Annotated in this window: 10 protein-coding genes; 4 read left to right on the forward strand and 6 right to left on the reverse strand. The window is 72.7% G+C overall.

Annotated elements, in window-relative coordinates; genetic code table 11:
• Positions 1 to 89: 89 nt before the first annotated feature.
• Genes cydC through SROS_RS15900 form a run of 4 tightly spaced genes read right to left on the reverse strand, consistent with a single transcriptional unit; the run spans position 90 to position 5,487 of the window.
• The gene (gene cydC, locus SROS_RS15885; protein WP_043652101.1) at positions 90 to 1,748 is read right to left on the reverse strand and encodes a thiol reductant ABC exporter subunit CydC; all 1,659 of its coding nucleotides are present in this window, start codon (positions 1,746 to 1,748) and stop codon (positions 90 to 92) included.
• Positions 1,749 to 1,765: 17 nt separating this feature from the next.
• Positions 1,766 to 3,505: a thiol reductant ABC exporter subunit CydD gene (gene cydD, locus SROS_RS15890; RefSeq protein ID WP_012889961.1), complete on the reverse strand. Its 1,740-nt coding sequence runs from the start codon at positions 3,503 to 3,505 to the stop codon at positions 1,766 to 1,768.
• Positions 3,506 to 3,524: 19 nt separating this feature from the next.
• Positions 3,525 to 4,292 (reverse strand): cytochrome d ubiquinol oxidase subunit II, encoded by a 768-nt coding sequence (locus SROS_RS15895; protein ID WP_012889962.1) that lies wholly within the window; start codon positions 4,290 to 4,292, stop codon positions 3,525 to 3,527.
• A 10-nt stretch (positions 4,293 to 4,302) separates the two neighbouring features.
• Complete coding sequence (locus SROS_RS15900) at positions 4,303 to 5,487, reverse strand: cytochrome ubiquinol oxidase subunit I (RefSeq protein WP_012889963.1); 1,185 nt, start codon at positions 5,485 to 5,487, stop codon at positions 4,303 to 4,305.
• 166 nt (positions 5,488 to 5,653) lie between these two features.
• Between SROS_RS15900 and SROS_RS15905 the strand changes: the two genes are divergently transcribed.
• Entirely contained in the window at positions 5,654 to 5,983 is a 330-nt protein-coding gene (locus tag SROS_RS15905) for a PadR family transcriptional regulator (protein ID WP_012889964.1), read from the forward strand.
• A gap of 110 nt (positions 5,984 to 6,093) precedes the next feature.
• On the opposite strand, the gene SROS_RS15910 is transcribed toward SROS_RS15905, so the two are convergent.
• Entirely contained in the window at positions 6,094 to 6,777 is a 684-nt protein-coding gene (locus SROS_RS15910) for a permease prefix domain 1-containing protein (RefSeq protein WP_043652103.1), read from the reverse strand.
• A gap of 170 nt (positions 6,778 to 6,947) precedes the next feature.
• Positions 6,948 to 8,375 (reverse strand): pentapeptide repeat-containing protein, encoded by a 1,428-nt coding sequence (locus SROS_RS15915; protein ID WP_012889966.1) that lies wholly within the window; start codon positions 8,373 to 8,375, stop codon positions 6,948 to 6,950.
• A gap of 162 nt (positions 8,376 to 8,537) precedes the next feature.
• Here SROS_RS15915 and SROS_RS53875 point away from each other — a divergent pair, with 162 nt between their 5' ends.
• The 3 genes from SROS_RS53875 (at position 8,538) to SROS_RS15930 (ending at position 14,362) form a co-directional block, all read left to right on the forward strand.
• Positions 8,538 to 10,925: an ExeM/NucH family extracellular endonuclease gene (locus SROS_RS53875; protein WP_012889967.1), complete on the forward strand. Its 2,388-nt coding sequence runs from the start codon at positions 8,538 to 8,540 to the stop codon at positions 10,923 to 10,925.
• A gap of 176 nt (positions 10,926 to 11,101) precedes the next feature.
• Positions 11,102 to 12,616 (forward strand): hypothetical protein, encoded by a 1,515-nt coding sequence (locus SROS_RS51825; protein ID WP_148269097.1) that lies wholly within the window; start codon positions 11,102 to 11,104, stop codon positions 12,614 to 12,616.
• Between the two features lie 15 nt (positions 12,617 to 12,631).
• Positions 12,632 to 14,362 carry an outer membrane protein assembly factor BamB family protein gene (locus tag SROS_RS15930; RefSeq protein WP_012889969.1) on the forward strand — a complete coding sequence of 577 codons (1,731 nt, stop codon included), beginning with the start codon at positions 12,632 to 12,634 and terminating at the stop codon, positions 14,360 to 14,362.
• The last annotated feature ends 5 nt before the right edge of the window (positions 14,363 to 14,367 follow it).

A 14,367-nucleotide genomic window follows, 5' to 3' on the forward strand; every position in this document is an offset into this window, starting at 1 on the left:
CCGGACGGCAGCCGCCCCACGAGATCCGGGCCGCGGCTGCCGGCCGTCCCACGCCCTGCCGGCACCCGCCTTCCGGCGGGCGCCGGCGGTCACCGTCCCGCGGTCAGGGCCTCCGACCGCCACAGGTCGCGGTAGTAGCCCGGGGTGTCCACCAGCTCCCCGTGGGTGCCCCGCTGGATCACCGAGCCGTTCTCCAGCACGACGATCTCGTCCACCTGCTCCAGCCCGCGGAGGCGGTGGGTGACCAGCAACGTCGTGTGACCGTGGGTGGCGTCCAGCAGGTCGGCCATGAGCGCGTCCGCCGTCTCCTCGTCCAGCGCCTCGGCGGGCTCGTCCAGCAGCAGTACCGGCGGGTCGTTCAGCAGCGCCCGTGCCAGCGCCAGCCGCTGCAACTGCCCCCCGGACACCGTCCGCCCGTCCTCGCCGAGGACGGTGTCCCACCCGGTCCGCTCCACCCACCGCTCCAGGCGGGCCCGCCGCACCGCCTCCGCCAGCGCGTCCTCGCCGGCCTCCGGGCCGGCCAGCCGAAGGTTGTCCCTCAGCGAGGCCTGGAACACGTACGGATCCTGGGTCAGCCCCGTCATCACCCGCCGGGCGTCATCCGCCGACAGTTCCCCGATCTCCACCCCGCTCAGCCGGATCGTGCCGGACTCGGGCTCCACCAGGCGCATCAGGGCCGACAGCAGGGTGCTCTTGCCGGCCCCGCTGGGGCCGACCAGGGCGACGCGCCTGCCGGGGGTGAGGGTGAGGCTGACGCCGTTGAGGGCGGGGGAGCGGTCGGCGCTGTGCCGGACCACCAGGTCGTCGATCTCGACGGTCAGCGGGCCGCCGGGGACGGAGGCGGGAGCCACGGGGTCGGTCACGGCGGGAGGGGTCGCGCGGACCTCCCTGAGACGGCGCAGGGCGGCCAGCACCCCGGTCAGCCGCTCGCCGGCCGCGGCCAGCGGCAGCACCGGCTCGAACGACACCAGCGACGTCAGCGCGAGCACCGCCGTGGCGACCGAGCCCGCTCCGGAGTTCTGCGCGACCAGGACGATCGCCAGCACGGTCAGCCCCTGGGCGAGCATCCCCAGCCCCGTGGCCACCGCGTTCCCCCGGGCCTGCCGGCGCTCCAGCGCGGCCAGCCGGGCGTCGGCCTCGGCGCAGGCCGCGAGCGCCCGGTCGCCGGCCCCGTAGGCGGCCAGGTCGGCGGAGCCGTGCACCAGGTCGGCGACCCGGGCGGCCAGGTCGGCCCGCGCGGGGGCGATCCGTGCCGACCAGCGCCGGGCAGCGGCGGCCGTGCCCGCCGGGATCAGCACTCCGGCCACGGCCAGCCCGGCCAGCAGCACCAGCGCCGCCGCCGGGAGCAGGAACAGCGCGACCACGACGGTGGCCACCGCGGTGACCAGCGCCGCCACCGCCGGCAGCAGGCAGCGCACCAGCAGGTCCTGGGCCGCGTCGGTGTCGTCGACCATCCGGCTGAGCAGGTCGGCCCCCCGGTGGTTCAGCGGCCCGGCCGGGATGAGCGCCTGGTACAGCCGCTCCCGGGTCGTGGCCTGCGCCCGCAGCGCGACGTCGTGCCCGGCCAGGCGCTCGCCGTACCGGAAGACGCCCTTGCTCGTGGCGAACGCCCGGACCCCGACGATCGCCACGCTCAGCGCCGCCAGCGGCGGCTGCTCGGCGGCCCTGGTGATCAGCCATGCCGCCGACCCGATCAGCCCGAGCCCGGCCAGCTCGGCCGCGGCGCCCGCCGCGGCGGCGAGAGCCATCCGCCCACCTGCCCGGTTCACAGCGATCCCCCGTTCTTCTCCGCCGAAACGGCGCTGACGGCCAGGTCGTCTCCGGAGCGGGGCGTCCGGCCGGACCCTGATGTGGCCGGACGGTCGGACACCACGCGGCCGTCGGCGATCCGGATCACCCGGTCGGCCAGGTCGATCATCGCGGGCCGGTGGGCCACGATCACGGAGGTGCGGCCCTCGGCGAGGTCGCGGGTGGCGGTCACCACCGCGCCCTCGCTGCGGCCGTCGAGCCGCGCGGTCGGCTCGTCGAGCAGCAGGACGTCCGCCGCCGGCCGGCAGAACGCGCGGGCGAGCGCGACCCGCTGCCGCTGCCCGGCCGACAGGTTCGCGCCGCGCTCGCCGAGCACCGTCTCGTATCCCTCGGGCAGCGCCGTCACGAACTCGTCGGCGTACGCCGCCTCCGCCGCCGTCCGGACCTGCTCGATCGTCGCGCCGGGGGAGCCGAGCCTGATGTTGTCGGCCACCGAGGTGGCGAACAGGTGGGGCCGTTGCGGCACGAACGCCAGCCGCCCGCGCCAGGCGTCGAGGTCGGTGAGCTCGACGCCGTCGATCAGGACCCGGCCGGCTGCGGGGGAGACGAAGCCGAGCAGCAGGTGGAGCAGGGTGCTCTTGCCCGCGCCGCTCTCGCCGACCAGCGCGACCCGCTCACCGGGCGCGATCACCAGCGAGACGTCCTCCAGCGCGGCTTCCTCGCGGCCCGGGTAGCGCACGGTGACGTTCTCCAGCCGGATCTCCGGCGCCCGGCGCCCACCCGCGCCGGCGCCGGACGCGCGCTCGTCCCGTGCCGGGCGCTCGGCCTGCCCGTCCAGTACGGCGAAGGCCTGGTCGGCGGCCGCGACCCCCTCCATCGCCGCGTGGAACTTGTTGCCCATGTTGCGCAGCGGCAGGTAGGCCTCGGGGGCGAGCAGCAGCACCAGCAGCGCGATCGGCAGATCCAGCGAACCGGACAGCAGCCGCAGGCCCACCGGCACGGCGACCAGCGCCAGCGACAGCGAGGCGGCCAGCTCCAGCACCAGCGACGACAGGAACGCCACCCGCAGCGTGCGCATCGTCGCGCCGCGGTGGGCGTCGGCGACCTGCTGGATCACCCCGGCCTGGAAGCGGGCACGGCCGAAGGCGCGCAGCGTCGGCAGGCCCCGGACCACGTCCAGGAAGTGGCCGCCGAGACGGGACAGGGCCTGCCACTGCCGTTCGGTGACGGCCTTGGTGTGCATGCCGACCAGCGCGCCGAAGATCGGGATGAGCGGGAGCGTGACCAGCACGATCACCGCGCTGGCCAGGTCGGCGGTGAACAGCCGGACGAGCACGGCGATCGGCACGACGCCCGCCACCGCGGCCGCCGGGAGATACCCCGACATGTAGGGGTCGAGGGCGTCCAGGCCCCGGCCGGTCAGCGTCACCAGCTCGCCGGAGCGGTGGGAGGTCAGCCGGGCCGGGCCCAGCTCCTGGAGCCGCGACAGCAGCCGGTGGCGGAGCGCCGACTTCACGCCCGTGGTCGTACGGCCGGCGGCGACGCCCTGCGCCAGGCTCAGCGCCGCCCGGACGCCGACGACCAGCGCCAGGAGGATCAGGGCCGAGGCCGCGAACCTTCCGGACAGCACGCCGGCCAGCAGCTCCGCCTGGAGCAGGACGAGCAGTCCGGTGACGACCGCGGCGGCCAGGCAGAGGGCCAGGTGGCGGCGGACGGCCCGCTCGCTCAGGGCAAGCCGTAGGAGATCCTTGTGCATGCGAACCTTTTGAAAAGCCTCAGAAGAACGACGGGATCCTGTCGGTCGCACGCCGGGGATTGAACGTGCGCCACACCCATACTTGCGCGCCCAGCATGAGCGGCGCGAACGGCAGAATCATGACACTCAACACATTCAGCGTTCCGGAGGGTGCGATGTGTTCCAGCAGCCACGGAGCGAGTGCGGCGAGCAGCACGGCGACGGGCAGGGCGGCGACGCCAGCCGAGGCCAGCAGCGCCCTGCCGGTCCGGCTCGCGCCGGTCACCTGACCGGGCAGCCGCCAGGAGAGGAAGGTCCAGCCGTGGAGGGCGAACGCGGCGGCGACCACCAGCCCTCCGCCGAGACCGGGCAGGCCGATCGGCGGCCCGGACAGGCCGCCGGCCATCGCGACCAGCGCCATGCCCCAGCTCAGCGCCAGGCCGTACGAGCCGAGGCAGATCATCCAGTCCCAGCCCGCCCGCCAGGCGTGGCCGTCGAGGCGGCGGCGGAACCACAGGCCGGCGTCGCGCAGGATCCACGAGACGAGCAGGGTGACCACCAGCGGGTAGAGGCCGGACAGCACCTCTCCCTCGATCGAGGGGAAGGCGCCGAACAGCACCCCCGCCACGGCCACCAGCCAGACCTCGTTGGCCAGGACGAAGGGCGCCATGGCGGCGACGACGCGGTCGCGGTCCGGCTGGGTCCTGCCCAGCGCGGGCAGCAGCATGCCCGCGCCGATGCCCGAGCCCTCCAGGGCGAAGTAGCCGATCAGCAGCAGGGCGAGCACGCCCGTCCAGAGGATGTCCACGGGCTTCTCCCTAGAGGCTCAGCGCGTGCGCGCGCTCGGTGGAGTCGGCGGGTCCGTCCGCGCCGAGGGTGGCGGCGCCGGGTCCGCGCCGGACGGTGCGGGCGATCAGGAGGTAGTCGACGACCGCGAGCAGGCCGAGCACGCCGACGAAGCCGACGAACGACAGGGTGATCATCCCTCTGGTGAGGCCCGGGGACATGGCGTCGGCGACGGTGAGCCTGCCGTAGACCAGCCACGGCTGGCGGCCGACCTCGCGGGCCAGCCAGCCGAAGATCGCGGCCAGGAAGGGCAGCGGGGTGATGAGCATGAGGATCGGGTGCGCCCAGCGCCAGCGCGGCAGCCAGTACACGGTGGGCAGCAGGACGAACATGATGAGGAACTGCAGCAGCTGCCCGATCAGGATCATGAAGCCGAGCCCGATCCCGGCCAGCGGCGCGCCGTTGAACTTGTCCGGCTGGAACAGGGAGACCGGGCCGAACTGGGCGTAGCCGAAACCGACCGTGACCAGCGAGCCGGCGAAGGCGGCGACCACCCCCAGGCGGAGCGAGCCCGTGAAGAACTCCTGCCCGGCGGTCCGCCTGAACAGGTGGTAGGCGCTGGCACCCATCACCACGAACCCGCCGGTCCACAGGCCCGCGCCGAGCACGTGGGGGAGCGCCATGGTCAGCATGGGGTTGGTGACCAATGCGCCGAAGTCGGTCAGCACCAGGTGGTCGCCCCGCTCCACGGCTCCGGCGGGGTTCTGCAGGAACGAGTTGGCCACCATGATCCAGAAGGCCGAGACGTAGGCGGTCAGCGTCACCAGCCAGATGCACGCCAGGTGGAGCCACTTGGGCAGCCGGTGCCAGCCGAAGATCCACAGGCCCAGGAAGGTGGACTCCAGGAAGAAGGCGCCGAGCGTCTCGATGGCGAGCGGCGCGCCGAAGATGTCTCCGGCGTAGTGGGACAGGCCGCTCCAGCTCATGCCGAACTGGAACTCCATCACCAGGCCGGTGACGATGCCGAGCGCGTAGTTGATCACGTAGATCTGGCCCCAGAAGCGGGTCATCCGCTCGTGAACCGGCCTGCCGGTCATGGCGTGGCGGGTGTGCATGATCGCGACGAGGGGGGCCAGGCCCAGGGTCAGCACGACGAACAGGAAGTGGAGACTCCCCGTCACCGCGAACTGAGTCCGGGCCAGGTCGAGCACGTCCATGGTGTCACCTCCATTGTTATGTCTGTCTACCTGTAGGCACTCTACATGTAGAAGGTCTACATGTAGAGTGCCTATACGAGAGGTAAGGTGACACCGTGAGTGAGCGAAGCGAACGGGTCGGTGGGGGCGGCGGAACGGTGCCCGCGCGCCCGGCACGGGAGGCCGCGTGAACACCGACGCGCTCCGGGGGCACATGGACGCCCTGCTGCTCTCGGTGCTGGAGCACGACCCCCTGCACGGTTACGCGATCATCGAGGCGCTGCAGGAGCGCAGCGGAGGCGCGCTGAACGTGCCGACCGGCACCGTCTACCCGGCGCTGCGCCGGCTGGAGCAGGCGGGCTACCTCGCCAGCGAGTGGGCCACGGTGGGCGGGCGCAAGCGGCGCACCTACCGGCTGACCTCCTCGGGCCGTACGGCCCTGGCGGGGGAGCGCTCCGCCTGGCGGGAGTTCGCCGGCGCGATCGGCAGCGTGCTGGAGCCGCGCGCCACGCGGTGACCGTCGGGAGCGCGCGTCAGGTGGTGACCGCCGGGGTCACGCGGCGACCGCAGGAGTCGCGTGCCGGGTGGTGACCGCGGGAGTCGCGCGGTGACCGCCGGGGCCGCGCGTCAGGCGGTGACGGGGCGGCGCCGGGTGACGCTCATGCAGCGGGCCGCGCAGTACAGCTGCAGCAGCATGAACGTGTAGCTCACCAGTCCTACGCCGATCCCCGGCGGGTAGTCGGAGAAGCCGGTGGGACCGTGCGAGCCGTGTGTCAGCGCCGCGCCCAGGGCCAGCGTGACCGGCAGCATGAGCCAGACGAACACGGCCAGCGACCGGGTGACGAGCCTGGGGCGCCGGATCCGGCGCAGCCCGCGCCCCAGCGCGACCAGCGCGAGCGCGCCGAGCACCCCGGTCAGCATCTGCAGGATGTCCAGCCCGCGGGCGACCGGCACGAACCAGCCCGGCCTGGCGGCGTAGTCGGCCACGTCGGTGGGGAAGATCCGCCAGATCACGGACCACATGAGCGTGGTGAGCGGCATGCTGAGGAAGAGCAGGGCGGCCAGCCTGCGGCCCGCCGAGATGGACAGCTCCTCCTGGTAGCCCGGCGCGATCTCGCTGATCGAGCCGAACTCCTCGACCGCGACGCGCTCGGCCTCGGCCCGGTCCAGCCCGTCGCCCTCCAGCGCCTCGGCGGTGTCGAGCAGGCTGTCGCGCGCCTCGGTGACCATGTCGAGCTTCGGCCCCCTGGGGCCTTTGAGAGTGCGGCTGAGCCGGGTCACGTAGTCGTCGATGACTCCGGTGCTCGCCATGTTCTCCCCAGCCGTGTGATCCCCCTTGAGGGCGCTCGCCCCCATCCTGCCCTCCGGGCGGGACCGGCGCATCGGGGACCACCCTGATAATCCCCCGAGCCGGCCGCCCACTGCCCGCCGCCCACTGCCCGCTGCCCGCTGCCCGCTGGCCGCTGGCCGCCGGACGGGCCCTACGGCGACAGGTGGGCCGACGGCGGGGAGGGCGGCCGGGGGGCGGCCGGGCGGCGGGCGGCGTGGGAGGCCGAACTCACCAGGAGGCTTCCGGCGGTGATGGCCGCGACCAGGACGGACCAACCCAGGGCACGGCCCATCCGCAGGCCGTACCCGCAGAGGATCCAGTACAGCGACAGCAGCCAGCGGCCGGATGGCCGGCTGGTCACGCGGCGCATCTCCATCGCCCCGAAGGCGAAGTCGGCGGCCGTCGCCTTGTCGTCCACGCCGGTGCCGAGCCGGGAGTAGAGGACGGCGAGGCGGTACGGGGTCGGCGGGTCGGCCTCGGACCCCGACCAGCCGCGCCAGGCGTGCTCGTCGGCGAGGGTGCGCCTCCGGGTCCACCAGCGCATCGGCGGCCAGCGCAGCGCGAACCGCACGCCGCGCGGGGTGGTGGCGAACGCGCAGCGGGTCAGCCGGAGCCGCTCGGGATGGCGGATCCCGGCGAAGCCGCAGACGCTGAGGTCCACGCCGTCCAGCTCCAGCGCCTCGGAGTCCAGGCCGCGCAGCGAGGTCACCCGTGCCGCGCCCCGCCCGCTGACCGTGGCGGGCCCGCGCAACGTCGCGCCCTCAAGGTCGGCCTCCGCGCCGTCGAGGCGCACGGCCAGCCGGCCGGCCACCCGCAGCCGCCGCAGGTCCACCGCGCAGTCGCGGGCCGTCACGTCGAGACCGTCGCCCGCCCACGCTCCTGCGAGGCTCAGGCGGCGGCCGACCGCGATCGGGGCCAGGGAGCAGCCCGCCCAGAACCGTGCCGCCTCGAACCCGGCGAGCCCGCCGAACCCGGCCTTGCGGAACGACACCGTACGGCCGAACCGGCATCCCCGGAAGGTCGCGTCACCGGTGAACCGGGCGCCGTCGAAGGTGGCGAAACCGTGGAACTCCGCGCTCTCGAAGGACGCGGCCCGCTCGAACCGGGCCGCGCCGAACAGCGCGTCCCTGCCGGCGGAGATCCGGTCGAAGGCGGCGTGCCCGATGACGGTCACGCCGTGCAGGGACAGCTCCCTGGAGAACCTGACCTCCCTGAAGGAGACGTTTCCCGCGAAACTCGCGTCCAGGAAGGAGGCGAGGCGGTGGAAGCGGGCATGGTCGAAGGAGACGTCCCCGCCGAACACGACGCCGCCGAACCTGGCCTCCTCGGGGAAGACCGCCCGATCGAACCTGGCCCGGCCCAGGCGGCCGTGCGTGGCGGACAGGATCCGTGCCAGCAGATGCCTGCCGACGGTGGTGCCCCGCAGGTCGATCGCGGAGCCGGGGGACAGGCCGCGGACGACCTCGTCGAGCTCACTGTGGTCCAGATGTGCCAGGCAGCGTCCGTACGGCCGCCATGCCGATCCGGCGCACTCCGGGGAGGCGGCGCAGGTCACCCAACCCACGTCCAGAGTTCTCATGACCAAGTGATACCCAAAGACGGCGGCGAGGCGAGATCTAGGTCAAGGCAAGCCATATCTGATCCCGTCCGATCGACATGAAGTGTCAAGATTTACCGATTTCACTCTCTATCCACTTATAGGTAAGTGTCCGCCGATCCAAGGGGCTCTACGCTCCCGGTCATGCGTGCTTTATCCAGGGCGTCCGCCGCCCTCGTGGCCGTCGGCATCGCCGCCGCCGGCGTCACCGCCCTCACCTCGGCCCCCGCCCTGGCGGAGCCGGGCACCGTCGTCATCAGCCAGGTCTACGGCGGTGGCGGCAACAGCGGCGCGCCGCTCACCAACGACTTCGTCGAGCTGTTCAACCGCGGCCCCGCGGCCGTCGCGCTGGACGGATGGTCCGTCCAGTACGGCAGCGCCACCGGCACCGGCAACTTCGGCGCCAACCCGGTCGTGCCCCTGTCCGGCACGCTGGCACCCGGCCAGTACCACCTGGTCCAGCTCGCCGGCGGCGCCAACGGCGCTCCGTTGCCCGCACCGGACAGCACCGGCGCCATCAACATGAGCGGCAGCGCGGGCAAGGTCGTCCTGGCCCGCTCGGCGGAGGGGCTGGCCTGCAACGGGGGCTCCACCCCCTGTACGGCGGAGCAGGCGGCGCTGATCGCCGACCTCATCGGATACGGCACCGCGAACTACTTCGAGGGCACCGCCGCCCCGGCCCTGTCCGGCACCACCGCCGGGCTGCGCAAGGACCACGGCTGCGCCGACACCGACGTCAACGGCGCGGACGTGGAGGCCGCGGCTCCCGCGCCGCGCAACCGGGCCACCGCCCCGGCGCCCTGCGGCGACGTCGAGCCCACCCCCACCCCCACGCCGACCCCGACCCCGACCCCCACGCCGACCGTGGAGCCGACCCCGACCCCGACGCCGCCGGGCGATCCGTGCGAGACCCCGGCCACCCACCAGATCGCCCAGGTACAGGGGAGCGGTGACGTCAGCCCGCTGGCCGGCCAGAGCGTCCGCGTCGAGGGCGTCGTGACCGGGGACTTCCAGGGGACGGACCAGCTCAGCGGCTTCTTCCTCCAGGACCTGACCCCGGATGCCGACCCGGCCACCTCCGAGGGCCTGTTCGCCTTCGCCCGCAGCTCGTTCAAGGACGTCAAGGCCGGCGACCGGGTGCTGGTCACCGGCAAGGTCGTGGAGTTCAACGGCTGGACGGAGCTGTCGCCGGTCACCGCGGTGGACGTCTGCGGCACGGGCACCGTCCAGCCCGCCCGGCAGAGCCTGCCCCGCCCCGACGGCGTGACCTTCGAGCCGGTCGAGAGCATGCTCGTCACCTTCCCCGAGCCGCTGACCGTCAGCGACCACTACAACCTGGGCCGCTTCGGTGAGGTCACGCTCTCCTCCGAGGGCCGCGTGTTCCAGCCGACCGACCGGCCAGGCGTGGACACCGCCGGGAACGCGCGCCGCACCCTGCTCGTGGACGACGCCTCGACCAGGGAGAACCCCCCGGTCATCCCCTACACCGACCCGCGCACCGTCCGGCTGGGCGACACCGCGCTCGGCGTCACCGGCGTGCTGGGGTACGGCTTCGGCAAGTATCGGCTCCAGCCGACCAAGCCGATCGACTTCCTGCGGACCAGCCCGCGCCTGCCCGCCCCGTTCCCGGTCCTCGGCAACGTCAAGGTGGCCAGCTTCAACACCCTCAACTGGTTCACCACCCTGGGCTCGCGCGGGGCGAGCAACGCAGGGGAGCAGCAGCGCCAGCTCGCCAAGCTGGTCGCCGCGCTGAAGGGCATGAACGCCGACGTGGTCGGCCTGATGGAGGTCCAGAACAACGGCCAGACCGCGGTCCAGGCCCTGGTCGACGCGCTCAACGCCGAGGTGGGCGCGGGCACCTACGCGGCGCTCGCCCACCCCTACCCCGGCACCGACCTGATCCACGTGGCGATGATCTACAAGCCCGGCAGGCTCCAGCTCGTCGGCGCGGCCCAGTCGTCCGCCGACCCGGTCTTCCGGCGTCCCCCGCTGATCCAGACCTTCCGCCGGGTCCAGGGCGGGCAGCCGTTCACGATGATCGTCAACCACTTCAAGTCGAAGGGCTGCGACGACGAAGCCACCGGCCCCGACGCCGACCAGGGCGACGGCCAGAGCTGCTACAACGGCGAGCGCGTCCGCCAGGCGGAGGCGACGCTGGGCCTGATCGACAGCCTGGAACTGCCCAACCCGCTGGTGCTGGGCGACCTCAACGCCTATGGCGAGGAGGACCCGATCGACACCCTGGAGACCGGGGGCCTGACCAGCGTGACCAAGAGGTTCGTCCCCGCGCCGCTGCGCTACAGCTACCTCTACGAGGGCCAGCTCGGCGAGCTGGACCACGCCCTGGTCGGCAAGGCCCTGCTCAAGCGGGTGACCAGCGCGACGATCTGGCACATCAACGCCGACGAGAGCCGGATCCTCGACTACAACACCGAGTACAACCCCCCGGCCCTCTACCGGCCCGACGCCTTCCGCTCCTCCGACCACGACCCCGTGGTCATCGGGCTCACCCTGCCGGGCGGCAGGGACTGATCCCGGAGGTCACCCGTTGAGGGGGCCGGGGCTGATCCCGGAGGTCACCCGTTGAGGGGGCCGGCGACGCGGAACGTCGCCGGCCCCCTTTTTTTCGTCCTACTCCTTCTTTCAGGTTTTGTGTAGGGCGGTATGGTTTTGGGCGTTCTGTAACTCCTGGTACTTGTGGGGCGCGAGTGACTTCGGGGCCGGCCGGCGGGCAGTATCCGCCGCAATCTCAATGGCAGCACCCGCAGCACCCGCAGCAGCCTCAGTGGCCGCAGCAACCGCAGTGGCAGAACCAGCCGCAGCCCCACCAGCCTCAGTGGCAGCAACCTCCCTCGCCGCCGCCCCGGCGCCGCAGGACCTGGCTCTGGGTCACGCTCGGCGCCTTCGCGGTCGTGCTGGCCGTGGGAGGCGGAGCCGTGGCGGGGCTCGTGATGAGCGCGGAGAAGCGCTACGACCCGTTCGACAAGGAGGAGCTCGCCTCCGATCCGAACTCGGTGCTGGTCACCAAACAGGACCTGCAGAAGCTCCTTCAGGGGCACAGTGAGGCGCTGAACGCCGGTGACCTCAAGGCCTACACCGGGATCTTCGACCGTGAGAACGCGGCGCTGGTCCAGCAGCAGACCAGGATCTTCAACAACCTGCGCAAGCTGCCGATCACCCGGATGTCCTACCAGACCCTGCAGCAGCAGGGACGCACGCAGGACAGCTTCGGCCGGGGGCTGACGTTCACCCTCGACGTCGCCTTCGTCCACCAGTTCGAGGGGATCGACCTGCGCCCGGTCTCGGAGTGGTACCGCTGGACCATCACCAAGAGCGGCGCCGACGCCCCGCTCACGGTCATCAAGGTGGGCGGGGCCCCGGCGCCGCTGGGCGAGTCCAAGACCGTCTACTACCCGGGGCCCTGGGACATCTGGCCGGACGTCTCGGTCGTCAGGACCGATCACACCGTCGTGCTGGCCCATCCGGCCATGGCCGCCCAGGCGGCGCGGCTCGCTCCCACCGCCGAGAAGGCGGCCGTGAACGATCTGCGGTTCCTGTCGGCCAACGGCGCGCAGGGCGCCGCCCTGCCCAAGGGCTTCGTGGTGGCGCTCGTCAAGGGCAAGGCCCAGCTCGGCAACCTGTTCCGCAAGGAGAAGGCCACCGAGGCCGGGGTCTCCATCGGGATGCCGACCTGGAGCGGGGCCGCGGACGAGGTGAGGGTAGGTGCCAGCCGGGTCGTGATGGACGTCGGTTCGTCGTTCTTCGAGACCGCCGAGGGCAGCGGGGAGATCTTCCGGCACGAGTTCGCGCATTCTGCGGTCGCCAGCCTCGACAGCGGCAAGTTCTCCCTCAGCGGGCTCGACAACTGGGTCGTCGAGGGATTCGCCGAGTACGTCGCCAACCGCGGCGCCGCCGTCACCGGCAACATCCGCTACGACGAGGGCCGCGCCTACCTGGCAGGGCGGCTGCCCGAGCGGTTCGACGGCAGGATCCCGGACAACATCTCCTGGGACATCCCGGGCATGACCAGCGTCAACTACCTGATGGGGCACCTGGCGATGCGGATGATCGAGGAGAAGTACGGCGAGCGGAAGCTGATCGCGTTCGTCAGTGCCCATTACCGGGGCGCCACGAGCGACGAGGCGCTGCGGAAGGTCCTGGGCACCGGCGAGGCGCAGTTCCAGCGGCAGTGGGCGGCCTACGTCCGGGCCCGGCTCGGCTGATCGGGGAGAGACGAGATGACCGACCCGCACAACGCCCGTCCCCAGGGGAATCCGTATCCCCAGCAGGCATACCAGGGGCCGCCGGCGCAGGCGCACGGGAACCCGTTGCCCGGGCAGTACGGCGTCCCCGCCGGGCCGCAGCCGTACCCGCCGGCGGCGCCGCCGTACGGGCAGGCGCCGCCGTACGCGCAAGGGCAGCCGTACGCGCATGGGTCGCAGCCGTATCCGCAGGAGGTGCACCCCCACCCGCAGGCGCACTCCTACCCGCAGGGGGCGCAGCCCTACCCGCAGCAGGGGCAGCCGTACGGACAGGCGCCACCGCCGTATCCGCAGGCGCAGCCGTACGCGCAGGGGCCACAGCCCTACCCGCAGGGAGCGCAGCCGTTCCCGCCGCATCAGCCCCCCGGACAGTACGGCGGGCAGCCGGACCGGCAGCCCGCCAGGAAGCGGACCGGCAGGACGGTGCTCTTCGTGGCGCTGGGTCTCGTCCTGCTGCTGGGTCTCGGCGGCGGCACGGCATGGGTCGTCGCCGGCGGGTTCGGCGACGGGTTCGGCGAGGGCGACTGGCAGGTGCCGTTCACCGCCGCCGGCACCGAGGTCATCGGCACGGACGCCTCGATCGCCTTCGGCGCCTGGATGAGCGAGACCGCCGCCATCCGGGTGCAGAAGGACGGCGTGCTCGCCTACGACCTGAAGACCGGCAAGCGGACCTGGGGCACGCCCTCGCCGGGAGAGCAGCTCTGCGCCGCCACCCCCGACATCGCGGGCGGCAGGGGAGCCGTCGCCTACGGCACCACGAAGGTCTGCGACCGCGTGGCGGGCCTCGACGTCAAGACCGGCAAGCTGCTGTGGAAGATCAAGATCCCGGCGGCGCCGGCGCAGCGGGCCGGCTCGAAGAACCTTCAGGCCCCCGGCCTCGTGCTCGCCGGAGACCTCGTGGTCGTGCGGACCGGCAAGCAGGTGACGGGCCACCGGCTCTCCGACGGCAAGCGGGTGTGGACGTCGAAGGCCTCGGAGGTGTGCACGACCACCGGCGTCGCCGGCTCGCCCAAGCAGGTCGTGGTCAACCTGGACTGTCACCAGGGTGGTGACAGCGTCGTCGTGCTCGACGGGAAGAGCGGCAGGTTCAAGGGGGAGTACCGGATCGAGGACGGCGACGGGGGCCCCGACGACCTGCTCTCCGCCGACCCGGTGGTGGTGGCGTGGCGGGGAGGCGAGGAGTCCTCCATCCTCGTGCTGGACGACAAGGGCGGAAAGGTCAGGGAGTTCGAGACCGGGACGAAGACCGACTTCCTCGCGCTCAACGACACGATCTACATCGACGGCGGCTACCGGGAACTCCGCACCATGGTGCGCGGGGACACGCTCTACCTGGCCACCTTCCCGGCGAACGTGAAGGGCGGCGGGATCTCCCGCAACGACCTGCTGGCCTTCGACCTGGCGAGCGGCAGGCAGCGGTGGAAGTCCTCGGGCACCGGTGACACCATGCTCACCTTCGTCGACGCCGACGACAAGGGACTGCTGGTCATCGAGGAGGGCGGAACGAACGAGCCCGTCCCGCGGCTGACCAGGATCGACCCCGCGACGGGGAAGGCCTCGCCGGTCGCCGAGCTGCCGCAGAAGGCCGGCGGGGAGAGCAGTGACGCCCGCGTCTACCACCGGAACGGCACACTGGTGATCATGCCCTTCGAGAAGGTCGCCGTCCGGTACGCCATCACCGTGCTGCGCGTCGAGACCGGCGTCTGAAGGGG

Source organism: Streptosporangium roseum DSM 43021 (genome assembly GCF_000024865.1).
In the GTDB taxonomy this organism is placed as follows: domain Bacteria; phylum Actinomycetota; class Actinomycetes; order Streptosporangiales; family Streptosporangiaceae; genus Streptosporangium; species Streptosporangium roseum.

What these genes read in the sequence shown, in the direction of transcription:
- cydC (WP_043652101.1), bottom strand. Translation starts at nt 1,748, where the DNA reads ATGGCTCTCGCCGCCGCGGCGGGCGCCGCGGCCGAGCTGGCCGGGCTC.
- cydD (WP_012889961.1), bottom strand. Translation starts at nt 3,505, where the DNA reads ATGCACAAGGATCTCCTACGGCTTGCCCTGAGCGAGCGGGCCGTCCGC.
- SROS_RS15900 (WP_012889963.1), bottom strand. Translation starts at nt 5,487, where the DNA reads ATGGACGTGCTCGACCTGGCCCGGACTCAGTTCGCGGTGACGGGGAGT.
- SROS_RS15910 (WP_043652103.1), bottom strand. Translation starts at nt 6,777, where the DNA reads ATGGCGAGCACCGGAGTCATCGACGACTACGTGACCCGGCTCAGCCGC.
- SROS_RS15915 (WP_012889966.1), bottom strand. Translation starts at nt 8,375, where the DNA reads ATGAGAACTCTGGACGTGGGTTGGGTGACCTGCGCCGCCTCCCCGGAG.
- SROS_RS53875 (WP_012889967.1), top strand. Translation starts at nt 8,538, where the DNA reads ATGCGTGCTTTATCCAGGGCGTCCGCCGCCCTCGTGGCCGTCGGCATC.
- SROS_RS15930 (WP_012889969.1), top strand. Translation starts at nt 12,632, where the DNA reads ATGACCGACCCGCACAACGCCCGTCCCCAGGGGAATCCGTATCCCCAG.